Raw genomic sequence first — 26,064 nt, 5'->3', positions numbered from 1 at the left:
ACTTAACTCACGCCTGCCTTACTAAAAAAAGTCGAAATACCGTTTTTTCAGTCGCAGACGTGAGCTTGACATTAAAACCAGTGACGGGCTTTATTCATAGATTTCATAAAAACACGCTCAACAACATTTGCTGCCGACATACCAAGTTTTTCTGCAACATTCTTTTTCACTGAATATTTTACGCTAAAGATTTCTCGCGCTGGATAGTGAGAAAGGATGTAATCATCCGATGTAGTAATGTCGTCAACTAAGCCAAGCGCTTTAGCCTTAATACCTGGCCAGTATTCACCGGTTGCCACCTTGTCGATGTCCATATCTGGGCGCTGGCTTTGCACAAAATCTTTGAAGAGCACATGAATTTCTTCAATTTCCTCTTTGAACTTTGCGCGGCCTTCATCGTTGTTTTCACCAAACACCGTTAGAGTGCGCTTAAATTCGCCCGCAGTGTGCTGTTCAAACTCGATATCGTTTTTCTTTAATAACTTATTAAAATTTGGAAGTTGAGCCAGTACGCCAATACTTCCGATATACGCAAATTGAGAGGCAAGAAGGTTGTCAGCGACGCACGCCATCATATAACCACCACTAGCGGCGACTTTATCTACAGCTATGGTCAGCTTTATCCCTTTTTCTTTAATCCTTTGGAGTTGTGACGCCGCTAGGCCGTATCCGTGCACAACACCACCACCGCTCTCTAGACGAACCAGTACTTCATCGTCTTTATTAGCTACGCATAAAATAGCTGTAATTTCTTCCCGTAAGTGTTCAACCTCGTTTGCATCCATAGAGCCTTTAAAGTCAATCACATATAGTCGAGACTTTTGGGTATCGTCGCCTTTTTCTTTACTTTTTGCTTTCTCTTCTTTTTTCTGTTCTTTCGCCAACTTTTTAAGTGCATTTTTATCTAACAACACCTGCTTTGCGTAGTTAGTGATGTCTTTTAATTGCTCTGAAATAGACACGATTTCAAGCTGCCCTTTTCCCTGTTTTTGCTTACTTGCAACGCCAACAATGGTTGATACCACTACAACAAAAGCAATGACCAGTGTCGCTGCTTTGGCAACAAACAAACCGTACTCGTACAAAAACTCCAAACTCTACTCCTAGTAAGATAAGCGGGTAACATAACGTCACAACAATTAAGTAAATAGCGACCTTACCGATTAACGGCAAAGTCGCTGTTTTCATTACGCTATAATACCAGTCTCACGCTAGTCTGACGATAGGGTAAGCTGCTCAATCTTATTGGCTTCAATTTCTTCTTCCGTGAAAAAGATGTCTCTCAGTGTTGGCTGCTCAGAATAAAGCTCGGTTTGGTCCAAGAAATGCTCGCTGCCATACTTACGTGATTGTGAGTAGGTCAATATACCGCGCCCTTTTGGTCCATTGTCGGTAAAGTTAATAACCATAGCCCAACTCGTACCATAATTTATGTGGTAACCCTCTGCTTCAGCACTCATGATGGTATTGCTATTAACCGGGTCATAAGTATGACGTGGAAGGAGTGTTCCGTTTCTATTTCGAATGACGTCAAACACATTAAAGCCGCCCTCAATGTTGTGCGCGCCCGCCCAAGGCAACTTAATACCTGATGGTGCACCGTTTGGTAGGCTGCGTTCAACAAACTGTACCTCGCCTAAAGGTGCATCGAAAGCAACTCCTGCTTGCTCGATAACCTGAGTTGCTCTTGCTAAATGTTGAAGAGTAACTTCGTTTTTAACCAAACCAGATGGCGTGCTGACAGGCGCATCGAGGGAGAAAGGTATTTCCCATTGTGGCGCTTGATTAAATTGAAAAGCAAACTCTCTGAACACATGGGCCCCTGTGCTTGCTAGGTTCATTGTGCCATCCCAGTCCTCAAGTGCTGCGCAAGCTTGTGACACATCCACATTGGTACCGTCTACATCGACTGGAGTATCACCTTGTTCTGCACATATCGAAAGCAACGAAGGCAAAATATTTTCTGCTAAATAGCTTCTGTTATTAAGCAGCAAACCTTCTACTTCCTCCGGCGTGAAAGTACCGTCACTCCCAGCTTCATTTTCAATAAACTGTTGACCCATACGCGAACGCAGTGATTGTTGGTTGTTCACATTACCGAAAAGCGGGTTGCTTACCACAATAGGCGTATCGAGATTAGTTAGCCAATAGCTATCATTAGAGTTTTGTACCGAGTCAGTACCTTCGTATTTTGGCGCTTCGTCGTAAGGCACGGGCCCTTCGAAATCAAACTGAGAAATATTTCCAGGTAAAACCGTGAAGCCTGCAGCCGCTTTAGTTTGAATAAGCAACGGATTTGTTGTGAGTTGCTCTATCGCTGTTTCAGTTAAATTAGGAACGGTTGAGTCATCAATATAAAAAACCTGACCGTCAGCAGAAGCCGCCATAGTGTTATTAAAAATAACGCCATCATAATCTTTAAACGCTTGCTTAAATTCATCCATCGATGTTGCCATGTTCATGGCAAGCCAATGATCAACGATATCGAAATTAGGTAAGTTGGCATCTTTTATTGCAAACGCGTTGTTCCCTGTCCAATCAAAATTACCCGGCACTTCTATCATAGGCCCGTAGTTGGTGTAGTAAGCCGTTTTATTGAGCTTAATTGTCTGCCCACCACCTACAGCAACATCTATCTGCAGTGGTTTTTCGTAAATAGTTCGTCTATTTCCGTCCACAACATGGGTAAGACCAGATTCATCGTTTTCATCGAGAGTGAGTTGATAAACTACAAAATGCTCGGCTGTAGAGAATGTATGTGTCCATGCAACGCTCTCATTAAACCCAATATTAACTGCACCTGGCAAACCCATTAACGAGCCACCTGTAACATTTAAATGACCCGGTACTTGAGCATGAAAATTCCAGAAACGAAGGTTACCGGTATGCGGAAAATGTGGGTTTCCAAGAACCATACCTTTTCCGTTGGTTGTCTTGTCACTGCCTAGACCCCATCCATTTGACCCCATTTCCTGGGGATTTCTTTCAGGTAAAGCGACCGTTGGCGCAATATTAACAGAAGCTGCGACCTCGCTTGTTGATGCTGCAGGTGTGGGTAAGTAACTTTTCCCCTCAGGTGCAGCAATAAACATTGGCCCAAGGAAATTAGCTGCCCCTGGAAGAAGCGCCACACCCAATGAATAGGTTAAAAGATCAACACTGTCTATTTCAGTTACCCATGGCTGCCCGGCACAACTTTGGTCTTGGTCTTCAATTGGTGTTTCGCTTAAATAACGATTGTAGCCCGCGGTATATCCCTGAAACATAGCGCGTGAGTTCGCTGAAAGTCTCGGCAAATTCTCTTCGGCCAGCTCTCTTATTCCTAGTGTCAAAAAACCGAAGTCATTAATAAGATGCTCGGAATCTCCGCTACCGGGATTTAGGTCCGGTCCATAATACTTGGCCCGTTCTGAGTTGTATTTCAGTATTTGATCTGCCAATACACAAAGATTATCTCGAGCAAAAGCATAACCAACGCCATAAGCCATACTCTCTAAATTATCCGCTTTAACATGCGGCACCCCGTAAGTTGTCCATGTAATATCGGCTGAGAGTGAACCGTCAGGCGAAAATGCTGGTAGTGGTGCTGGTGTAGGGTCTGGAGTAGTTGGCGGAGTTGGTGCTGGTTGCTCTACGTTTGAGAAATCGTTGTTGTTGTCTCCACACGCCGCCAACAGCGAAGCTAGAGAAAGCGCAATAAGCGTTTGTTTAGTAGCAAACGTATTTTTTTTAATCATCGCATTGAATCCCTGTAATAAATGAAAAGGCCCTTCTCTCATAAGCATATATAAGCATTCTATGCTGAGAAGCGAGTATCAAGAATCATACTGATCCGACCTGAATTTTACACTACATTAACAACGTGAAACATTCAAACAACATTATAATTTATATACAAAAAAGCCGGCTTCAAAAGCCGGCTTTTTCAACATTAAATGTAAGCAGTTGTTACATTGTATTTTACAGAACTAATACCTTTTTAGTTTGCTATAACGCTCTCATCCGAAATTGGAAGCGCTAATGCATCAGAAGCAATATAGCCTGCCACTTCTTTTTGCATCTCGGTGGTAACTGCCGCGCTTGCTGTTGGGCTCAAGCTAGATGCATGTGCGCCGCTGTTGAACAGTACCAAACCGCTGATTGGGTCTGTACCCGGACCTTGGGTGGTAGTCACTTGATCTAAACCAATGGTAGAAGCGAGTGGAAGCTGACCTGAAAGCGGCAGTGCAGTTGAAACCGGAATCACCTGATCAGGTAAGTTCTCTGCGCTACCGTCACCCACTACCGTCATCATGTGAACTGGCGTAGTGCTACCCAACGTCTGTGCATAGTTTGTTGGGTCACCCGAATCCATAACTGTTTGCGCAGCAAAAGCAAACTCGGCAAATACCGCATTCACAGCTGCCGCTTGTTCTGGCGTCAAGTTATCTTCAAATATTGCAACAGCTGCGCGAAGCTGCTCTTCGCTTACGTCAGTTGTTTCATACAGCTGATTAAGCAGTGCAACAAAGTCCTCAGATGCTTGAGACAACAATAGACCTTTAATTAATGGGCCAAAAGCAGCAGATTCTAGTAAGAATTGCGCCACGCCGCCTCCCGGAGATTCAAGAGAAGCTTGTCTCACGGCAAACATACCGTCAAGTGCCGCTAAGTCACCACCCATCGACGTGTTAGCAACTGCCGCGAAGTTGCCGCCGGTAATCGCACCAAGTGATACACCCATAATAGAAACACGAGACATATCAAACTTAACGTTCTGTGCAGCAGTGGTATCTACAACAGCGTTTAGACCTAAGCGCAATCCAAGTAAATCTGACACGCTTTGACGTAAATTATCGCGTGCAGTAGGTAGACTCGCTAGGTTCATATAGTGAGTAGCACTAACCGTGGTTGCATTTAGGTCGTCATTACCGTCGCCATCGAGATCAAAACCACGACTACCGTGTAATGGTTGGTCGATTGCCACAGACGCTATACCAGCCAAAGACAGTGTGCCTGTAATCGCAAGCATGTCTTCTTTCTGACTAGTAATGCCGTGAGCTAGAATAACCACTGGCCAACCTGCCTCAGGCATACTAATCGGGAAGCCCAATGCACCTGCAATTGCCGGATCAGGGATCGTTACCTGAACGTCTAGCGTTTCTGTACCCATGTTTCCGCCGGTCGGCTGTGGATACGGATTAAATTTAGTAATGTTTCTTGCGTTATCAAGCATTTCGCCATTAATTCGAACGTCAGCAAGTCCTAGCGAAGAACACATAGCTGCATTTGGACCTGGCTCTGCATTTGCGAGTAGCTCCTGCGGTGCGCCAGCTAGTACAATGCCGCTATCGCACGCTGCTTTCCAAAAGTCATTTACCGGTGCTAATGGGTTTTCAGCACTCGGTACACCTAAGAAATAAGGCAGTGCGATGTTACCTTCATAACGCTGCGCAGCACAAAATGGGCCCGCTTGCGCTAAAATACCTGTCGATACGCCAACTGCAAAATCATTCAGTGCACCCCACTGTGACGCAAGTTGACCAGAAGCCGTACCGGCAAGACCTGCACATGTTTCTAACAGGCTAAAGTCAGTAGCGTCAATAGCAGCTTGAATATTATCAGGTAAGCCTTGCTTGCCCAATTCAACCGCGCCTGCAACAACCGTTTCGTTAACCAATCCAAGCGCTTCCATCGCATTTGGCGCTGCAGAAGCGTCGCTAACCGTAATCGCTGGTAGTGCTGTTGGTGCAGATGGGTCACCACCAGCAGCAAGTTGTGCAAATCGACTAATCATCACCTTTTTAATCGTATCAAGTGAGTTAGCTATTGACTGCGTTGTGAAGGCAGATACGTAAGTAATGTCTTCACGGTCATAACCTGCGCCAAGTACCGGATTAACTAATGAATTTACTAGGCCCTGCAATTGAAGCTGTGCATCGCTTGATAAAGGGTTGGAGTTAATGTCTTGTCTAACAGAGTCCCAGGTTGTTGAACCTTGCACAGACTTGCCAGAGGAATCTTTCAAATCAGTGGTCATGACAAGCATGTAGCCTTGTGCAGATTTGAGCGGTTTTAATGGAACAAATGTAATAGTGTTGCTGTCCGCTAGACTAAGCACATAATCAACACCAAAGGTAAGCTGGTCACCAAGCTTACAACCCGCTGATGGCGTAGTGACCTGAGCACAGTCTGGGTCGCTTTGGTCAAGACCAAGAGTAGCTTCAAACAACAATACGCCAGCCGCAAGTGTACTTTCATCAAGCGAGGTACCTGGCGGTGTTTCTACGTTAATAACGAATGGATGTTGCGTAGACCAACCGTCCAAAACGTTAAGTGCGTTTTGCGGGTCTGCAAAATCGGTAGGGTCAGCCACCGGAATGTTTAGTGTGTAATCGAAGAAACCGTCATCGCCCGGAAGCATAAGCAGGTCATTAGGAATATTTAGGTTCCCTGCTGCTGGGTCAAAAACAATTCGTGAAAATGGGGTTTGAACTTCTGTTTCGGCCTGAATGTCGGAAAGGGTTTCATCGGAGCCACCACAGCCTGCTAGACCCAGCGCAAGGGCCACACTGGAACTTAATACGAGTTTTCTCATCTCTACTCCCTACAAGCATTGTTGTTATTCTGTGTTTAAAACCTAATTCTTTTAAAAGTAGCCTGCTGTGCGTTTTCTTTACAGGTGTAATTAATGGTTTTAAACATGTTAGACCAGTTGTATCTCACTCAATCTTATTGACTTTGTTGCAACTTTGCAAAGTTTTGTTAACTACTTTTGTGAACTTTTTTTACGTTTGAAGAAATTTTCATTCATTGATTTACTTGTGAGTCAGGCTGGGTATGATCTCTCACCTATTTTTGAGATGGGTACAACCACCCTTATCACCGCGATAAAAATTAACCTTTTCAAGGATTACAATGAACGACTATAACGCACCGGCTGATTTATTACGGGACAAAGTTATTCTAATTACAGGCGCTGGCGATGGTATTGGCGCACAAGCAGCTAAAACTTATGCTGCTCACGGCGCAATTTGTATATTACTGGGCCGCACTGTGTCTAAGCTTGAAGCTGTATACGATGAGATTGTCGCTGCCGGCGGACAAGAGCCTGCCATTGTTCCACTTGATATAAAAGGTGCAACACCTTCGCATTATCAGCAAATGACACAAACTATCATTGATCAGTTTGGCCGACTGGACGGTGTACTTCACAATGCTGGGATTTTAGGTCATTTAAGTGCGTTTAAAGATATTGATGCACAGGAATGGCAAGATGTCATGCAGATTAACCTTAATGGTATGGTGTATATGACACAGGCGCTTATACCTGCGTTGGAGAAAGCCGATAATGCTTCAGTGATTTTCACAACATCCAGCGTAGGCAGAAAAGGCCGCGCGTTTTGGGGCACCTACGCCGTATCAAAATTTGCAACAGAAGGCGTCATGCAAACCCTAGCAGATGAATATCAAAACAAATCGCTGCGCTTTAATTGCATTAACCCAGGTGGTACTCGTACTCACATGCGCGCGCAGGCTTTTCCTGCAGAAACCCCTGAAACACTCAAAACACCAGCGGATATCATGCCTATGTACTTATACTTAATGGGTGATGAAAGTATAAAGGTAAACGGTCAGTCCCTTGATTGCCAGCCAAAGTAAACAGCGAAATAGCTTATCTCCAAAGAAGCTTAGATGCACGCAATACGTTGAACTGTAAAAGGGCTGTTGGCTTTCCTATCTAGATACAATCGTAAGCGACTGAGTAAACACTGTTCACTAAACCAAAACAGAAATTAGCTTTTTTGCCAAATAAAAAACCGCTTAAGTTTGCACTTAAGCGGTTTTTTAACGTTTGCGTTCTCTTACACGGCTAACTTATTCGCCTATTTTTGCCCAAGTGTCTCTAAGGCCAACCGTACGGTTGAAAACAGGTTTTTCGTCAGTACTGTCGTTGTCAACGCAGAAATAGCCTGTGCGCTCGAACTGCCACGCACCTACTTCTGGAACATTTTTCGCCAAGCCAGCTTCAACCCAACCTTGTTTAAGTTCAAAGGACTCTGGGTTAATCGCATCAGTAAAGTTTTCTTCCGCAGCAGGGTTAGGTACGTTAAACAAGCGGTCATAAAGCCTAAATTCGGCCGCCTGCGCGGTTGCCGCATCCACCCAGTGAATAACGCCTTTCACTTTGCGTCCGTCAGCTGGATCCTTACCCAAAGTACCAGGGTCGTATGTGCAGTAAACGGTTGTTACGTTACCCGCTTCATCCTTTTCAACTCGATTAGCTTTGACTACATATGCGTTACGAAGGCGTACTTCTTTGTCCAGCACTAGGCGTTTGAATTTTTTATTCGCTGACTCGCGAAAATCTTCCGCTTCGATATATACTTCGCGGCTAAATCCAATGTTACGCGTACCCATACTCTCATCGTTTGGATGATTAGGCGCAACCAGTGTTTCCGTCTTGCCTTCCTCATAGTTTTCGATAACCAACTTGATGGGGTCTAGAACGGCCATGGCACGAGGAGCATTAGTGTTTAAGTCGTCGCGAATACAGGCTTCTAACATGGACATTTCAACCATGTTATCCATTTTAGTCACACCAATCCGCTTACAAAACTCAACGATAGAGCCAGGTGTATAGCCACGGCGGCGCAAACCGGCAATGGTTGGCATACGCGGGTCATCCCAACCGTTTACATGATTTTCTTCTACTAACTGAATCAAGCGGCGTTTACTTAATACCGTATACTCTAGATTTAGTCGTGAAAACTCATACTGACGCGGCGTGCAGTCAATACTAATATTCTCAATAACCCAGTCATAGAGACGGCGGTTATCTTGGAACTCTAGCGTACACAACGAATGCGTAATGCCTTCAATGGCATCTGAAATACAATGGGTAAAGTCATACATCGGGTACACGCACCATTTATCACCGGTTTGATGATGGTGAGCGTGTTTAACGCGATAAATAACCGGATCACGCATGCACATAAACGGCGATGACATGTCTATCTTTGCACGCAGACTGCACTCGCCTTCTTTATATTCGCCTGCCGTCATTTTAGCAAACTCACGAAGGTTCGTTTCAACGTCTGTATCGCGATAAGGGCTGTTCTGACCAGGCTCTTTAAGCGTACCGCGCATTTCGCGCATCACGTCTTGTGCTGAAAAATCTACGTAAGCCAAGCCTTTTTCTATAAGCTCAACGGCATATGCGTGCAGCTGGTCAAAATAATTTGATGAATAGCGCGCTTCGCCATCCCAGGTAAAGCCAAGCCACTGAACGTCTTCTTTTATGGAATTGACGAATGTGATGTCTTCTTTTGCAGGGTTAGTATCGTCAAAGCGCAGGTTGCACGTTCCTGTATAGTCTTGTGCAATACCAAAATTCAAGCAAATCGACTTAGCATGGCCTATATGAAGAAAGCCATTTGGCTCGGGCGGAAACCGAGTTTTAATAGCATTGTGTAAGCCACTAGCCAGGTCTTTGTCTATGATCTGACGGATAAAATTGGTCGGACGGTTTTCAGTCTCGGCCATTCGCTTGTTCCCCTTATGCACGTAATATTTCAAAATCTTTGCGAGTATAACACTCTCACAATTACTTCAACCATGTTTTCTTTAAAGAAGCCTGACAAGTGGTTGAATTAAGAACGATCCAACCGTTAAGCACAGGTTTTATCATTAAACCAAATCAGCAGAGATATAGATAAAGACTAAGGATTTATGAATTTTGCGTTGCAATACTGCCTCTGAGACGCAAAAAACACGCCTTATTCGAAAAATGTGGTAACCTAAATTTGCGACAACATTGTCGTAGCAGCAAAAAATGGTATTTATGAAAGAAAAAGCAACCTCTTTTGATATTGCCCATTTGGCAGGGGTTTCGCAGTCAACCGTATCGCGAGCATTAAATAATAGCCCGCTGGTAAACCAAGAAACTCGCGATCGCGTTCAACGCATTGCCCGGGAACTCAATTACAAAGTGGACAAGAACGCGAGTAATTTGAGAAAACAAAAGAGCAGCACGATTGCCCTACTCTTATTTGAAGATCCCACGTCTGATGATTCGATGATCAATCCGTTTTTTTTAGCTATGCTGGGCAGCATCACACGGGCCTGCGCGCATGCCAATTACGATTTACTTGTCTCTTTCCAAAACCTAGATGACGATTGGCACGCCGAATATGAGGATTCGAATAAGGCGGATGGCATTATTTTGCTGGGATATGGCGACTACACTGATTATCAAAATAAAGTTGCTCAATTAGAATCACAAGGCACCCACTTTGTCCGTTGGGGAGCGCCAGATGAAGCACATCCAGGGATTAGTATTGGTTGCGATAATTACCAAGGCGGCCAAAGCATAACTGAACATCTTATAAAGTTAGGTAAACGTTCGTTTGCTTTTATCGGCGATAATGGTGAGCACGCGCCTGAATTTAAAGCGCGATTTAACGGCTATTTTGACGCCCTCAAAAAGCACGGACTGAGTAGCACAAGCGTGCAAAGAGACGCTATATCCACTGAGGATGCAGGCTCTCAAGCCGTAAAGTCATTACTTGAAGGCGGTGAGTTACCCAATGCATTTGTTTGCGCATCGGACCTTATCGCCATGGGCGTATTAAGAGCGCTAAGACAAGCCAACGTGAATGTTCCTGATGACGTTGCAGTAGTTGGCTACGACAATATTGCTGTGTCTGCCTACACCACTCCATCGCTTACTACCGTTCAGCAAAATACTAAACTGGCTGGCGAGTTACTGGTGAATACCCTGTTAAAAGCAATCAACAATGAAGATGTTCAGGACTATTTAATGCCCGCGGATGTCATTATTCGCCAATCTTGTGGTAGCGAGTAAAATCTTTATAAGCAGCAAATCTCGTATCAACGAAAAAGCCCTGAAAACTAATATTCGGGGCTTTTTTAAGGTTCAGATTTCAACTTAAGCGCGCGTAACTATTACATTTCTTAGTTGGCTTGAAAGTATCATTTATACTCAGTGTTCAAAGCATACGTTTGTCAACGACCAATATTCAGCCAATTCCCGTCTTGCTGTATTAAGTATATGTCTATTGACGAGCCAACTGATACTTAATTTGCTCAAGTAAATCAAGGTTGTTCACTTCCCCTTCACGCACCCATACCTGTACGCCATTTGGCTTAACAGTAGTCTTTACCGAAGCGCTGCTTGCCACGGTCAGTGTCTGACCAGTTAGTTGTTCTACCCATTCTCCAGACTGCATGAATTCACTAATATCGAAGGATTCCAGTGAATTACCTTTATTCAATAATACTAGTGCAGTCTCTTGAGCGTCTTCGTTATCTATTACACGATAAAATGCCGCTCGATGGCCGTTAAGTTCGATATTTACTTGAACACCGCGCTGCAGCGAAACTGTGTTTTTGCGAACATTAGCAATTTTTGTTAGCGCCTGTTGGATAGTATGCTCCTTTGCTTGGTCGAGGCGCTCTTGACCCACATAGTTACGATTGCCCGCATGTTCAGCTGTTCCGCGCATAAAGCCTATTTCAGACCCCATATAAACCACCGGAATACCGCGAACCGTAAACAACCAATTATGGGCATTGATAAAGCCTTCATCAGTAGCATTCATTCGCGCCATATCATGGTTATCATAGAAGGTGGTTAATTCATAAACATTGTGATAAGGGCCGTGAGTAAGGTGAAGTACCTTCTCTAGATCAGCAAAATTACTCTCTAGTGGCTTTTCAAAAACACGTACCATGGCTTTTTGCATCGGAAAGTCGAGGACGCTGACGCCGCCATTTTTTGGTAAGGTATGCTGCGCAATATTATTGGCTTCATAATCGAATGCTTCCCCAAACATAAAGAAATTAGGGTGCTGCTTACGAATGCGGTCAGATGCCTCTCGCCAAAACGCATGAGGAACATGTCTGATTGTGTCTATTCTAAACGCATCTGCACCTTGAGAAATCCAATACAGATAACTGTTTATGAGATAGTCGCGTACCGCCGGGTTCTCATCATCTAGATTAGAAAGTTTTACTAAATCTGGATAGTCATGAAAAAAGCTATGTAGCGGATTGTTTTTAGGGTCTAAATCTTCAGGTGCAAGATTTTGATGGTCAGCAACTAAGTTTCCATCCTTATCATAAATTTCACCATAGCCCGGTAAGTCTTTTTGCATGGTAAAGCTTGGCGTGCCGTGATTCGCTACAATATCAAACACCGACTTAAGACCGTGCTCACGCATTTTCGCGGTATAATCACTTACACTTAAATTGTCGCTAACCAAGTGCTCGTCAGCTTTATAAAAGTTTGTAGCCCAGTAGCCGTGATATCCGGTTTTACCGCCGTCTTTAAATGCGCCACCGTAAGTAATCGGCTCATCACCGTTGAACGCATAGTCTGGATTATCGTGTACTGGCGTCATCCATACTGCGGTGAAACCCATGTCTTTTATGTAGTCAGCGTTATTTAAGATACCTTGTAAATCTCCGCCCATATAGCCTACATAGGCTTTTTTGTCATCAGGGCCCTCAAGCGGCAGTTGCCACGTAGGGTGTTCCCCCCCCTGACTTTCATGGTTATTGTTAGGGTCACCGTCAACAAATCTATCGGTAACTACAAAATAAACCGCTTCACTCGCGAACGGGTTACTCGTACCCACAACGTCGAAATTGTCGGTATTTTCAGTACTGCCAATCTTGGGGGCCGATGTGCTCGTGCACGCCGTACAAAATATTCCGGCAACAGTTAAAGCAACTGCAGTGCGATTAAAAGACATAATTAAGCTCCTTGTGCGGCTTCAAGTTCTTGTTTGTCAGCTTCCTTTACAAAGAATACTGACGCAGCGCCAATCAACATGGAAACGCCCGCTACAACGATGATGTATTTAGCATCGTTATCAAATACGCTGCTTAGAATCCAGCCCGCTGTCAAACCCGACACAATTTGTGGCGCAGCAACGGTAAAATTAAAAATTCCCATATACACACCGGTTTTATTAGCAGGCAATGCACCCGCTAACATGGCGTAAGGCATAGCGAGGATCGCTGCCCACGCAATACCCACACCTATCATAGGAATAAGTAATTTTACCGCGCCTAAAGGCACTGTAACTTCAGTGATTAATAAGTTTACGTTCACCATTGTCAGGTCTTGGAATAGTAAGAAGCTTACATAGCTAAGGCCGCCTAGGGCTAATGAACTGGCATACACCGTTTTTCGACCGAACTTATCAGCCAATTTGGCAAGAAATATAGAAAAGATAGCCGCAAACACCGAATATGCGGCGAACAAGATCCCAACCCAGTCGCCAGCAGCACCTTTGGCCATGATAATGGTTTCAGGAACCATAGGGGCAGCAGCAATATAAGCTGGATCAAACCACTGCTTATCTACATTCCAAATGTGCTGTGTAATGGCAGGCGTGGTATAAACCCACATAATAAAAAGTGCAAACCAAGAGAAAAACTGCACAACTGCAAGCTGCTTCATGGTTTTTGGCATATCCCTCACCAGACGGAAAAATTCGCTTAAACGCTGACCTAGCGGCGCTTTGGACGTTTTTTCGTGCACTGGCTCCTCATCAGTGAGCCCTTTGTAACGATTGTATTCCTCTGGTGCGTACTCTTTTGTACGAACTACCGTCCAAATTACCGTACCAAGCAGCACAGTGGCACCGATATAAAAAGCCCACACTACAGAAGGCGCAACTTCGCCCATTTGCGCAGTATTTTCTAAACCAACTACATTGGTTAGCACAAATGGCAGTATAGAGCCTATCACCGCACCAATGTTGATGAGTAGCGACTGAATTGAATAGCCAACGTTGCGTTGTGAAGGCGGAACCATGTCCGATACCAGCGAACGAAACGGTTGAAAGCAAACGTTAAACGACGCATCCATAAGTGCAACCATCAATGCGCCCATCAGCATAGGCGCTAAAAATGCAACAAAAATGGGGGCGTTTGGCAACAAGATCATGCCGAGCACGGCTGCAATAGCGCCGGCTAAGATAAACGGTCGGCGTCGACCAAGCCGATTCCATGTTCTATCGGATGCCGACCCTACGATAGGTTGTACTATCAACCCCATGATTGGCGCTACAAGCCAAAATAAAGATAGAGAATGAAGGTCTGCTCCCAAGTCGGACAGGATACGACTGACGTTTGCATTTTGCAGTGCAAACCCAAATTGAACACCCAGAAAGCCAAAGCTGACGTTCCATATTTGCCAAAAAGAAAGGCGTGGTTGAGTTGTTTGCATATGTTGCTCTTTTTATAGTTTTATTTGATTAATACGGCTATTGCACAATGAAAACATTTGCCGACATTGCCGAAAGGCTTATGGTATCAGACGCTTTGAAGATTACACCGTCACTTACACGTCTTAATGAAGCATTGGCACCGAACATCTTTGCGTACTTTGTTAATTTCAAATTTACAGGCTGCTTATTAAGCACAACCATAAGCTTTTTGGCTGATGAGTTGGCTGGAAATCCGGCTAGAGAATCAGTTGATTCACTCGCTACGCGAAAATAAGTGTAAACACCGTCAACAGGCGCATAGTGTTTCAACTCGCCTTTAAATAATTCAGGATGAGATTGACGAAGTCCTAATAGGGTTTTAATACGCTCTTGTGCCCAACGTTCGTCATCAGAAAGCCCTTTACCAGTAAAGGCATTCTTTTCACTGTCTGATGGCCACCCGCCCGGGAAATCAGAACGAATGATGCCGTGATCGTCGCTTCCCTCGTTGCCCATTAAAATTTCGGTTCCATAGAATACCTGCGGAATACCACGGGTGGTGAGCAACAGCGTCATTGCCATATTCCATTTTTCTTTATCATGCCCAAGCTGAGTATAGATCCTGCTCATGTCATGGTTGTCTGGAAAAATAACAAGATTATTTGGGTCGCCGTATAAGAAATCGCTCGCTAACGTTTCGTACACGCTTATAAAGCCAGAGTTCCAGCTTTCATCGTTATTCAGTGCCTCAACCACTGCGGCCTGCAAAGGGAAATCCATAACAGACGGCAGCGCACTGTCATAGTTGTCGTGGCGCTGACTTCCCGCTTGCCAATAGGCTGTAATGGCAGTGTTTACTGACCACTCTTCTCCCACAATATTGAATTTCGGATACTCGTCCATGATTCGATTAGTCCACTGACTTAAAAACGCTTTATCAGGGTACGAATAAGTATCTACGCGAATACCGCTTAGATTTGCTGTTTCCACCCACCAAATGGCATTTTGAATAAGGTAGTTAGCCAGGTGCGGATTGCGCTGGTTCAAATCGGGCATGGTGGGCACAAACCAACCGTCACTAAAGCCCTTTATATCGCTTTCTATAGCATGCGGGTCGTGAAGAGACTCCCTTTTGTGTGTAGTGCCTACGAACTTGCCGTTGTTGTTTATCCAATCAGATGAGGGCATATCTTCCATCCAAGCGTGATTGCTTCCTATGTGATTGAGCACCATGTCCATGATCACCCCAATCCCATGCTCGTTGGCTTTCTGACTAAGCGCGATAAATTCTTGATTAGAGCCGAAGCGTGGATCGATGTTGTAGTAATCTGTTGTCGAATAGCCATGATAACTGTATTTCTCCATGGCATTTTCAAGCATTGGCATCGTCCATATCTGGGTAAAACCCATCTCTTTTATATAGTCGATATTTTCTGCGATTCCTTTAATATCGCCACCATGACGGCCTCCTTTGAATGACCTGTCAGCCTTGTCTTTATAACCATCTACGTTGTCATTGTTTAGGTTACCATTGGCAAAGCGGTCTGGCGTAATTAAGTAAATGGCGTCTTCTGGGCCAAATCCTTTTCTTTCCGCGGACGCATCTTTACGCATTTTCAATGTGTAACGAATATCTCGTTTGCTACCGTCATCATCGGTTAACGTCATTACAAGCTCTTGCGCTTTTGCAGCTGAAGTATCTAATGTAACGAACAGGTAATTATCGCTATCAAGTGCCGTTGACTTTGTTATTCTCACACTACCTTTGGCAACAGAAACCTTGTCGTCGGCTACATCCTCTCCTGCAATCATCAGCTCTACTTCAGGATGCTGCATACCTACCCACCAGTTAGGCGGATAGACGTTAATATGTTCCTGCTGTGATGCAAAAACAGAGACTGTGTGAAGTGACAAGGCACAGCCTACAAACAGTAAAAGTGGGTTCTTACGCTTTAGGTGGATAGCATTGCTTAGGCGGTTAGTTTTGAACACATTAACACCGATGTTAAAAATACGTTAAAGATAAAGTAATGGGGAGATACTACCTTGCTAGCGCTGACTGACCAATGGTCTGCATACGTATTCACGAGACTCCATAGAAAAATATATGGTGCCACGCGTATACAAAGTTTAAGCAAGTCCTTAATTACTGTGTCAGTAAATAAGGGAAAATTTAGAAGGCAAAAACCTTGGTTTCTAATCCATCTAATGACAATGTTGTTTGATAGTTAACGCCATCTTTTTCTAAGTTTAGAGCGTCATGGGAAAGTAAGGCTTTAACCTCACTACTTTCATCTCTACCACCAACTAAATCTGAGGGAACAATGAGGTTAATTAAACCGGTAGGATTTTCATCGAAATTAGAAATTACCAATAACCCATGCTCATCTTTAACTCGTGCGAACGCAAACTGCTTTTCAGAATAGGTTGAGTTGCTTACGTCTAAATTCAGCGCATGAAGGCTCTGATATTTACCTGTAATTGCCGGATGAGTGGCAGCAATAGTCATCACGTCTTTGTAGAAGTTATGCAACTCTTTTTCACTTTCGGTCGACTTCCCGCCATCAAATTTGCCACCGTTCATAAAACGCTGATGGGCAGGAACACCCACGTAATCAAAAATTGATGTGCGTGTTGGGTCGCCAAACCCTGTTTCTTCGCTACCGTCTTCGCCCACGTCCTGACCAAAATAAAGAAGTGTAGGTGAACTACTGATTAGCGCACTCACCGCAAGCGCTGGCTTACCTTTTTCAGCACTTCCAGTAAAGTCAGGGCTAGCAATACGTTGTTCGTCGTGGTTTTCCAAAAAGTGCAGCATATGTGGCGCAATATCACTGATTTCCTTATGAACAGCAACCAGGTCGCTGACTTCGCCCTTGCCCTGCATGATAGCTTTCAATGTATCGTAGAAGCCTACTTTATCGTAAAGGTAATCCATTTTTCCTTTTTGGATATAAGCGCGATATTTATCTGGCTGGTAAACTTCTGCCAGCAAAAACGCATCAGGCGTCCTCTGCTTAATGCTGCTATTTAAAAAAGACCAAAACTCTACTGGAACCATTTCCGCCATATCGTAACGGAAGCCGTCAACGCCCTTATCAATCCAATAGTGAGCGATATCTCTGAATTTGTACCACGAGTCAGGGAGATCTTTACCGTCCCAAAACGCTGCGTGCTCTTCGTACGTTTTTTTGCTGTATTCATCAGGCAAAACCGGGAAATCATAAGTGCCGTCTGGCTTAACACCATAATTTACCTTAACTGTTTCATACCAGTCATTTATATCTGGCTGGGCCGCACGAGCGCCATTGCCCGTCCACTTAGCTGGATACTCATCGAACTTACCATCAGATAATGGATGAATTTCACCGCCCAAGGGTTGGTAACCTTCAGCTTTGGGCACCTGAAAAGCCTCGCCCACTACATAGTAGAAGTTGTTGTCTCGGGCATATTCCACATTAGTGTCATCGTTAGCGCCAAAATCGCTCACACCTTCTGGCGCTGAGAGCGAGTGGTAATCACGGGCAACATGGTTAGGCACAATGTCTATGATTACTTTCATTCCCGCAGCATGCGTCCTTTCAATTAACGCTTCGAACTCTTCTAATCGTTTTTTAGGGTTATCGGCAAGATCTGGATTTACGTTGTAATAATCTTTAACTGCATAGGGAGAACCCGCGCGGCCTTTTACAACATCAGGGTCATCGTTTGATATGCCGTAATTTGTGTAGTCATTAATAACTGCATGGTGTGGCACACCGGTATACCAAATATGGCTTGTGCCCAAGGACTTTATGGCGCTGAGTGCTTGTGGCGTGAAATCACTAAATTTGCCTACGCCATTTTTTTCAATCGTGCCCCAAGGTTCGTTATTTGAATTTGTATTTCCAAATAATCGAGTAAAAACTTGGTAAACAACGGGCTTACCTTGCCTGTCAATGTTATCTGTAACCGGTGACATATCACGACTTTGACTTGATGTTAAAGACTGATTCTGTTTGCCCTCAACCTTCTGACTACCTACAGAAGATGACGGCCCAGAACACGCAACTAAACCTAATGAAAGTATAGCAAGGGACAAAGGCTTAAGACAAAAACCCAACTTTGTATTTGGCATAGTATTCACTGTAAAAAATAAGCAATGCCAACAGGATACGCGTTAAATGTATGTTAAAAAACATGCATACGTATTCAAACATAAAAAAGCCGCCTGTAAGGGCGGCCCGTTTTGACTTAGGTCAACTGCGCACTAGGCAGCTTGCGCTATACGCAGAGGTTTTTGCGTATCTTGTACTGTGTGAACAATTGGCGTTGATACCTCACTAATAGCCTGGAGCTTAGCATGAAGCCCTTTGTGTATGGCTTCGTAAAAACCTTGCAGTGGTTTGGCTAATTCAGTTATCAGGACAGAAGGTGCCACTCTGTATGGAACACGTTTGCCCTTGAAATCTACGGCATCCCCTACTGGATTAAAGTTAATCCCGAAAGCTTTCATCCTTCTGGCAAGTTTCGGCTCCATAAGTACGTAAGCATGCTTAACATCAAGGTGTTGGCAAACACTCGTTGCCATTAAGTAAAGTGCGATGGAAAGGTAAGGAAAATGCTCTACGTTAAAGGGCGTGCTTTTTTTCTGTTTAATTTTTTCTAGCTTTTCAGCAGGCAAAATTTTTGTACGCATTTGACGCACTCTGAACTCTCGTGGGATAGCTAGCCTTGATATCTCACATACCGTCTGAGGGTCGAGATTAGAGGGTAACAACGCTCCGTTTTCAAACGCTTCAGCACATTTCTCTTCAAGAGGAAGTGAAAGCCCAGCCTCCGTAGGTAAAACTAATCTAATCGTGCCAGCACACTCTCCTGTAGGCCTGTGCTTTATATAACAATTAATGGCACGATCATCGTACTTATCTTTTTCTAGCGCCGTCGCATTTTGTTTCTCAAACTTCATTTCTTCACAATACACTTTATGACGGGTTTTATAACTTACCTGCTTCTCATTCTCTTCGTTAGCAATCACGAGTTCATAACGGCTAAAGAAGAAATTGGAAATGCTTTCTTCAAGTGAAAGTGGACGAGTTAATAATCGTGTAAACTGACGTGGCAGTTGTCTCAGTTTATCTGACACGGTGCTATTTAAAGCACGAACCGTGTTCATTGCTCTTGTTTTCAACACAAAGCTCCCCTGATATTGGATATTATTATTAGGCCTGTGGGTAACTTCCTGGTCGCAACGACAGCCTTTGGTTAACGTCTATCTAATTTTTGTTTTATTATTGGTATCTCTACTCTGTCTGATAAGCGCATCCCCGCTTATATATTCAGACTTTGCTAGTCGGTCATAAAGCAAGACATTGGCTGTTGCCGCCAAGTTCATACAGGAATAAGTTGGCACATATACAACATGGTCGCACCATGACAGCACGTCTTCGCCAATACTTCCGTCTTCTGGACCGAGCAAGTAAAATGCATTTTCTGGGTGATTGAACGAAGGTAAAGGTGTTGCGCCTTCGACTAATTCAACCGCTACTACTGACGCGCCTTCAGGTACAACATCACGCAAGCAATCTACGCCGACAGTAGGAATAACCTTATGGAACGCTTTTGTGTCCGCATTGAAGTCTTTCGCAAAACGATAACGCTCACCAGTGTAAAAAACACTGGCGACACCATAGCAACCCGCCGCGCGCAATATAGAAGCAACATTTACCGGATTTTTTGGGTTTACAAGCCCGATTGAAATTTTTTGTTTTGCTATATTCACGTTTTATTTTTATTTATTTTTTTCTATTTTCGGATACTGACACGAACGACAAGTAGCTGCTATATGCGAAAGCAAAAAATAGCCTTAAGTATTAATTAATATACATTTCAATGTGAGCTTTTTCGTTGTCGACTATTTTTATTCAATCAAAACATCTTGTTTTGCATTCAAAAAACCGCAAATTTTGGCCAAATAGCGCCGATTTCACTTTTATCTTTTTCAGTATAGGTGAACTCTTATTTACCGTTTCTGATATGCGCTTTAGCTTTTTGTGTATTATGTTTTATAACTATCGACAAATAAATGGTAGCAATTTGCGCACCATAACCGTGAAAATATTGCACATTACCTGCAAAGTTTACAGATACATCATAGAAAAAAGTGAAAGTTATGATATTTCAGCTAGTTAAGAACGGAGAATAACAATGATACTTCTCAGAGATTGAAAATTATCAATACACTTAACGTTTATTAACTTTTTTACAGTTAGTATTTTTTAAAAAGAAGGAGAAAGTGATAAGGCCCAAGCCATTAAAGTGTTGCCTATTTGTAACACAGTAAACTGCTGTAATCGTTATATTTTCTAGACCACAGTCAGAGCTGTCTCTTTTATTTCTAACTATAGGCGCAGATGTTGCGAAAAGCATACACACACGCATATGCTTCTATTGAATTATCGTTATGCAGATTTACGGGTGTTGGCGTCAATTGTATTTTTAACGGCTTTAAGATAGCGTCTAGCCATTCGCCTTCCTTGACCATAACCTCTTAGTAGCTTTTTCTTATCCATTGTTAAGCGCTTTACACAGAACGCTTCATCGGGTGCAATCACGCGAACCTTACAATCTTCAGGTGGATTATTCAGAAAATCGAGGGTTTCGTTGTAGATGGTGGCTCGCTGAAGCATCTTGTCTAGTATGGCAGGCTGGTTTCCATACATTTTCTGCATTAACCAAACGGACTTTACTTCGGGTTTGGTGAAGCCTAGAGGCTGAGAAAGGATCACAGTAATATCCCTCGCCCCCATCTTATATGCTTGAATTGCGGGGATCGCATCAGCCACACCACCATCTAAATAGCGAACGCCATTTATTGAAATTTCGTCTCTGTATGCAGTAGGTAGTGCACACGAGGCCACCATAAGATCATCTACGTTATCTTTGGTAGCTTGAATATATTCGCACTCACCTGTCTCAGCATTTGTTATTCCCACATAAAGCGGCATACTGCTCTTTTCACCGGGAGCGGGAATATTCATCGATTGCTTTGAATGGTGCCACAACCAATGGACATCTGTCATATGGCCGCCTTTGATGAAACGAAGCGGACTAAAGAATTCACGTTTTGTTGCGTATTGAGTAATGATTGTCTTACTTAGCCCATGCATTTTCGACACATAGGTAGAAAGATTAGTCGCTCCTGCTGAGACCCCGAGTGTAAAATCGAAAGGGTGATAATCATGCTCCATGAACTTATCGAGCACCCCAGCAGCAAAAATTCCCCGCATCGCGCCACCTTCTACTACTAATGCCTTTTTCATGTTTTCATCTCCTTACGAAATACGCTAACCATCTGGTACGACCACCTTTATACGCCAAACACTTTCAAAGAATCAAGAGATATGCCAAAAAATTAGGCGCTGTAAAAAAACCGCGAACTAGGTCGCGGTTTTTATTAAATCGGTTAGTAAAAACCGACGTTGTGTTACTTTAGACGATTATTTTTTAGTAACCGTTAACGTGGGAGCATTACCATCTGGCCCTGAGACCATGAATTCATAAAGGCCTGATTCTGGAATTTCAATCATAAGATTGTTATTGCTTCCTCCAAGTATTTTTGGCTCGCCAGGCGTGACAACGTTACTCGCGGCATCATTAGGATTACCCAGGTTTACCGTCGACCAATCTTCAGAGGCAACTTTGAACTCGATGCTACCTGCGCTCAACTCAATGTTAGCTGTGTAAACACCTTCTCCTTGGTATTCAAACATATCTACTGCGCTCCAACCGTTCATACCACCGCGGATATAAACTTGGGTGTCTCCCCAAAACGCTTCTTTAAATACACCAATGGTAGGGGCATCCAAGTCAGTCACATTGAACACAAACACATAGCGATCAGCAGTTTCAATGTTTAGAACAAGGTTATCGTTAGTCGCAGCCAACCCAAGAGTTTGACCTGGCGCTAAATTACGATCGGCATCATCGGCAGACATAGCACCAAAATTTACTGTACTCCAGTCTTCAGATGCAACTTTGAACTCATACGTACCAGGCTCAATATCTCGAGCAAAAGTATAGATACGACCACCTTGGTAAGTGAACTCCTCGTCTGTCCCCCAACCGTTCATTGCACCACGAAGATACACAGGTGTACCAACGAAGGGCTCCTCGTTCTCAATCATTAAGATCGGCGCTTCACTGTCAGACGCGTCAACAGTGAACAAATATGTCGCGCTCGTTGCTGGCGTAAATGAAAGATTGGTATTAGTGCGCGCAAGAACCTTTTCCTCACCCGCAATTACCGCACCTTCTTCACCATCTGCAGCGCCAAAGTTAACGGTACTCCAATCTTCAGACGCGAACTTGAACCCATAAGTTACACCGCCTTCTAACACAGCAGTAACCGTGTATTTACCATCACCCTGATACGTAAACGCGTCATTAGTAGACCAACCATTCATGTCTCCACGAAGGTAAGCAATGGTGTCACCGTAAGGGACAACGTCAGGTGCGCCAGACGTGGCATATGCTGATAGACCATGACCTTGGGCTCCAGACTGCGGTTTCACAAATACAGCAATGGTAAGCGCAGGTACGGTAAAGGTACCGTTACCGTCTTCACCCTCAACAAAGCTTGCTCCGCGTACCGCAGCATCAACTGAGTTCATTTGGGTAGCGTGAAGGGAAAAGCCAGTTGCTGTGTTAACCGTGATAGATTTTTCTTCGTAACCCGAGTTTACCAGTACCATTACCGCATCATTCATCGTGTCTAAGTCTTGACGCGGCTCTTCGCTGTTGTCAGAAATGCCGTCATCAATGCTCATCGCAATAAGGCCTCGCTGCTGGCGCTCACCGATATTGTGGAAACCAATACGATCGATAATGTCTTCAGCGGTGGTCAATCTAAACAATGGACTTGTCATACGAATGTTTAGCAACTCTGCAAACACGTCTGAGGCGAACATGATATCTGCCATCGACGCAGCGCGGTTCGGACTATAAATAAACTCACCCATTTCTTCCCAACGGGCTTCATTGTCCTGTGCTAGCGGTAATCCTACATTCCAGTTGTTAGTATCGTAAGTGAAATCCACATAGTTAAACCAATCTCCGGCATCATAAGTGTTTCTATCCATTGATTTGGAGCGAAGCATGTCGCCGCCCATTTGTAGAAATGGAATGCCTTGAGATACAAGGTTGATACCCATAGCTACGTTTTGTGCACGAACCCGCTGCTCTAGGGTGATATCTTGCGGAAGCGTATAGTTTAATTGGTCCCACAAGGTTTCATTATCATGCTTTGACACGTAGTTAATGATATCTGCTGGGTCTTCAGCATAGCCACCCAAGTTACTTGTTGCACCAGCACTGCCTGAAGACGTTTCTAAAACATAGTCTTTCAACGTGCCTATCATGCCCATTTTCACACGGTCTTGCGCACTTAACAGCCCGTCATCTTCTGGTCTGAAAATGGCGCCCTGACGAATAGCCTCACGAATACGGTCGTTATAGGTACCAATCTCTGTACCGGCCATATTCAGCTGACTTGCCTGTTCGTAACCGCGGTCTATTTTGGTCCAACCTTCCCCATAAAAGTAATTGTCTTCGTCAATAGAATGAACAGCATCACGCAAGCGCACCATGGTGTCTTTTGTGGCTTGGCTCATAATATCGAAACGGAAAGAGTCATACTTATAGTGTTCAGTCCACATAAGCAGTGAATCTTCCATGAATTTTTCCATCATGACATTGCGTGGCTCGGTGTCATCACAGCACGTTTCGCGCACTATCGCGCCAGTGTCAACTTCGTAACGGTGGTAATAACCGGGAACTGCTTTGTCCAAAACTGACTTGCTGAATACACCCGATGCATTGGTGTGGTTGTAAACCACATCAAGTGCAACACGAAGTCCCATCTCATGAAGAGCCTGAATCATTGCGCGCATTTCTACTATGCGTTCAACACCTTCTGCACTAGACGCATAACTTCCTTCCGGCGCGTTGAAGTGATGAGGGTCATAGCCCCAGTTGAACGTATCCAGATTCCGCAAATCATTAGTAAGCTGTTGTGCCTTGCCCGCTTCAGATAGTGGATCATAAGAATTGTAAACATCGATTAGCAATGCGTTTGCGCTTTCTTCTTCACACACTGCCGCACCGCTGTTTAAGCGACACAATTTGCCTACCGTATCGTACAAATCAACGGTCTTAGTAGGGTCTTCGTCAATGGTTGCGATGTCATTCGCTGGAAGGATATGGAAGTAGGTAAGCCCTGCCTCAACTAGCTTTTTAAGGTGTTCGACCGGCGCTGTACCTTCTTCCGTGAAGGCAAGGTATTTACCTCGATTTTCTTCAGAAGTCGACATATCACGTACACTAAAATCACGAATGTGACCTTCGTAAATAACTGCGTCTTCGTAATTTTCAACCGTAGGGATGGTGTGAGAATCCCACCCTTCAGGTTTTAAATCATCATCCTCTAGATTTACAAAGCGCGAGAAACGGCCGTTTGTACTTAGTGATACAGAATATGGGTCTGTTACAAGCAGTGTCTCTACTTTGCCCGTAATCGGATGATAAACAGTAACTTCATAACGGTAAAGCTGACGGTCAAGCGACATATCACCTTCATGGCGCCAAACACCTGAGGTATCGTCACGAACCATTTCAATACGTTGGTTTAATGTCTTGTTATCGTTATAAAGTAAAAGGTCAACATTTGAAGCAGTAGGTGCCCACAGTGCAGCAATTATACCTGCGTCAGTGTAGATTCCGCCAAGTTGAGCTTCATCAGCATCGTCTTCCCCTAAGGTGTACAGGGCATCAATAGCATTAGCTAATTGGATACCTGTTGCGGCGACAAGTGTGCCATCAGCATCATATCCACCAACAACGGCCTGGGTTGTGAGTACGGTTTTTGCGTCTTCAACTGACCATTCGCCTTCCCATGCCTGCATGGCAGACAAGTGAGGGGCGCGCGCAGATTGATCTTCGGTAAGCGTTGTACTCATTAGAGGTAATTCAGTACCGTTGATACCCTCTTCTAGCGTGCTCTCTAAATCAGCCTGTGCTGAGTAGTGAAGTTTCACTTGCGAAACGGTTTCTGGAACGTCCCATAAAATCGTATTCGCATCTAACCAATGAGCACCAAAGCCTTCTATATCAACCGGCTGTGGGCCTAGAGACATAATTGGAAATTCAAAGATCGTTGGTTCACCAGAAAGCGTAAAGTTCATACGCACAAAGGTTTCATCATCCTGTAAAAGCGAGGCTTGGAAGTCACCACCTCCCATTTCTTTTCCAGCATCATCAGTACCTTTGTGTATGATGAAGTTATGACAGCTTCCGTAATCGTCTTTAAGATCTAAGATCCAGTACGCACCATAATTTGGATCGATGCCGCTATGAATACGACCGTTTGCCCAATCCGTATCGGCGTCAGCATAAGCATCGCATTCGTCGTTGTTCCAAGTATGTAGTCTCCAACCTTCGTAGGCAGCGTCGTTACTAGAATTATCCGCGTCTACCGCAGCGCGATTGTAATATAAAACCGCTTGATTTGATGACGGGGTAAATACAGGCGCAGGGAGACTCGGATCGGCGCCAGCTTCACACGCGTCGTTTGCTTCGTTAGGTACTAATGGCGCGTCACATTGAATAGGAGGTGGTGGCTCACACGCCGTACCTGCAGCGTTTGGAACATTTGGCACATCACAGGTAAGTAAATCGTTTGTTCCAGACTCTACGCCCGAACCTCCGCATCCTGCAAGTGTATAAGCGCCTACTAAAAGTAACGCTGCGCGCACTACTCTCTTTTTAGTAAACATAGAATTCTCCTGAATATTTTCGCTATTGTTGG

The 26,064-nt window shown here is 44.2% G+C and carries 14 protein-coding genes; 2 read left to right on the top strand and 12 right to left on the bottom strand.

All coding sequences use genetic code 11. The features are described 5' to 3' along the window. Window positions 1–71: 71 nt before the first annotated feature. From sohB to ACM0P2_RS10155, 3 genes are all read right to left on the bottom strand, one after another. Complete coding sequence (gene sohB / locus ACM0P2_RS10165; RefSeq protein ID WP_159118833.1) at window positions 72–1,094, bottom strand: protease SohB; 1,023 nt, start codon at window positions 1,092–1,094, stop codon at window positions 72–74. 117 nt (window positions 1,095–1,211) lie between these two features. Next, window positions 1,212–3,737 carry an acylase gene (locus ACM0P2_RS10160; protein WP_173358594.1) on the bottom strand — a complete coding sequence of 842 codons (2,526 nt, stop codon included), beginning with the start codon at window positions 3,735–3,737 and terminating at the stop codon, window positions 1,212–1,214. Between the two features lie 242 nt (window positions 3,738–3,979). Next, window positions 3,980–6,577, bottom strand: a complete 2,598-nt coding sequence (locus ACM0P2_RS10155) for a VolA/Pla-1 family phospholipase (protein WP_419227675.1) — start codon at window positions 6,575–6,577, stop codon at window positions 3,980–3,982. Between the two features lie 320 nt (window positions 6,578–6,897). Here ACM0P2_RS10155 and ACM0P2_RS10150 point away from each other — a divergent pair, with 320 nt between their 5' ends. Beyond that, complete coding sequence (locus tag ACM0P2_RS10150; RefSeq protein WP_159118829.1) at window positions 6,898–7,641, top strand: YciK family oxidoreductase; 744 nt, start codon at window positions 6,898–6,900, stop codon at window positions 7,639–7,641. A 216-nt stretch (window positions 7,642–7,857) separates the two neighbouring features. Here the strand turns inward: ACM0P2_RS10150 and glnS are convergent, their stop codons facing one another. Next, complete coding sequence (gene glnS, locus ACM0P2_RS10145; protein ID WP_159118827.1) at window positions 7,858–9,525, bottom strand: glutamine--tRNA ligase; 1,668 nt, start codon at window positions 9,523–9,525, stop codon at window positions 7,858–7,860. Window positions 9,526–9,823: 298 nt separating this feature from the next. Between glnS and ACM0P2_RS10140 the strand changes: the two genes are divergently transcribed. After that, window positions 9,824–10,846, top strand: coding sequence for a LacI family DNA-binding transcriptional regulator (locus ACM0P2_RS10140; RefSeq protein WP_159118908.1), 1,023 nt, complete (start codon window positions 9,824–9,826; stop codon window positions 10,844–10,846). Window positions 10,847–11,057: 211 nt separating this feature from the next. On the opposite strand, the gene ACM0P2_RS10135 is transcribed toward ACM0P2_RS10140, so the two are convergent. The 8 genes from ACM0P2_RS10135 to ACM0P2_RS10100 form a co-directional block, all read right to left on the bottom strand. Next, the gene (locus ACM0P2_RS10135; RefSeq protein ID WP_419227674.1) at window positions 11,058–12,758 is read right to left on the bottom strand and encodes an alpha-amylase family glycosyl hydrolase; all 1,701 of its coding nucleotides are present in this window, start codon (window positions 12,756–12,758) and stop codon (window positions 11,058–11,060) included. Between the two features lie 2 nt (window positions 12,759–12,760). Beyond that, on the bottom strand, window positions 12,761–14,242 hold the full coding sequence (locus tag ACM0P2_RS10130) for an MFS transporter (protein WP_159120317.1): 1,482 nt from the start codon (window positions 14,240–14,242) through the stop codon (window positions 12,761–12,763). A 37-nt stretch (window positions 14,243–14,279) separates the two neighbouring features. Further along, window positions 14,280–16,214, bottom strand: coding sequence for a glycoside hydrolase family 13 protein (locus ACM0P2_RS10125; protein ID WP_419227673.1), 1,935 nt, complete (start codon window positions 16,212–16,214; stop codon window positions 14,280–14,282). Between the two features lie 181 nt (window positions 16,215–16,395). Continuing rightward, window positions 16,396–18,339, bottom strand: coding sequence for an alpha-amylase family protein (locus ACM0P2_RS10120; RefSeq protein ID WP_419227671.1), 1,944 nt, complete (start codon window positions 18,337–18,339; stop codon window positions 16,396–16,398). A gap of 132 nt (window positions 18,340–18,471) precedes the next feature. After that, window positions 18,472–19,395 carry a PEP-CTERM/exosortase system-associated acyltransferase gene (locus tag ACM0P2_RS10115; RefSeq protein ID WP_419227670.1) on the bottom strand — a complete coding sequence of 308 codons (924 nt, stop codon included), beginning with the start codon at window positions 19,393–19,395 and terminating at the stop codon, window positions 18,472–18,474. A 78-nt stretch (window positions 19,396–19,473) separates the two neighbouring features. Continuing rightward, window positions 19,474–19,983 (bottom strand): RNA methyltransferase, encoded by a 510-nt coding sequence (locus tag ACM0P2_RS10110; protein ID WP_105931255.1) that lies wholly within the window; start codon window positions 19,981–19,983, stop codon window positions 19,474–19,476. 679 nt (window positions 19,984–20,662) lie between these two features. Then, window positions 20,663–21,523 (bottom strand): patatin-like phospholipase family protein, encoded by an 861-nt coding sequence (locus tag ACM0P2_RS10105; protein ID WP_419227669.1) that lies wholly within the window; start codon window positions 21,521–21,523, stop codon window positions 20,663–20,665. A gap of 177 nt (window positions 21,524–21,700) precedes the next feature. Beyond that, complete coding sequence (locus tag ACM0P2_RS10100) at window positions 21,701–26,032, bottom strand: alpha-1,6-glucosidase domain-containing protein (protein WP_419227667.1); 4,332 nt, start codon at window positions 26,030–26,032, stop codon at window positions 21,701–21,703. Between the last annotated feature and the right edge of the window lie 32 nt (window positions 26,033–26,064).

Origin of the sequence: Alteromonas sp. OM2203, from assembly GCF_048517045.1 — a bacterium.
GTDB lineage: Bacteria > Pseudomonadota > Gammaproteobacteria > Enterobacterales > Alteromonadaceae > Alteromonas > Alteromonas gracilis.
This window is presented reverse-complemented; position numbering and strand designations above follow the sequence as displayed.

Coding starts and splice junctions, on each gene's coding strand:
- ACM0P2_RS10120 (WP_419227671.1), bottom strand. CDS start 18,339: ATGCCAAATACAAAGTTGGGTTTTTGTCTTAAGCCTTTGTCCCTTGCT.
- ACM0P2_RS10140 (WP_159118908.1), top strand. CDS start 9,824: ATGAAAGAAAAAGCAACCTCTTTTGATATTGCCCATTTGGCAGGGGTT.
- ACM0P2_RS10150 (WP_159118829.1), top strand. CDS start 6,898: ATGAACGACTATAACGCACCGGCTGATTTATTACGGGACAAAGTTATT.
- ACM0P2_RS10135 (WP_419227674.1), bottom strand. CDS start 12,758: ATGTCTTTTAATCGCACTGCAGTTGCTTTAACTGTTGCCGGAATATTT.
- ACM0P2_RS10105 (WP_419227669.1), bottom strand. CDS start 21,523: ATGAAAAAGGCATTAGTAGTAGAAGGTGGCGCGATGCGGGGAATTTTT.
- ACM0P2_RS10100 (WP_419227667.1), bottom strand. CDS start 26,032: ATGTTTACTAAAAAGAGAGTAGTGCGCGCAGCGTTACTTTTAGTAGGC.
- ACM0P2_RS10160 (WP_173358594.1), bottom strand. CDS start 3,737: ATGATTAAAAAAAATACGTTTGCTACTAAACAAACGCTTATTGCGCTT.
- ACM0P2_RS10155 (WP_419227675.1), bottom strand. CDS start 6,577: ATGAGAAAACTCGTATTAAGTTCCAGTGTGGCCCTTGCGCTGGGTCTA.
- glnS (WP_159118827.1), bottom strand. CDS start 9,525: ATGGCCGAGACTGAAAACCGTCCGACCAATTTTATCCGTCAGATCATA.
- ACM0P2_RS10130 (WP_159120317.1), bottom strand. CDS start 14,242: ATGCAAACAACTCAACCACGCCTTTCTTTTTGGCAAATATGGAACGTC.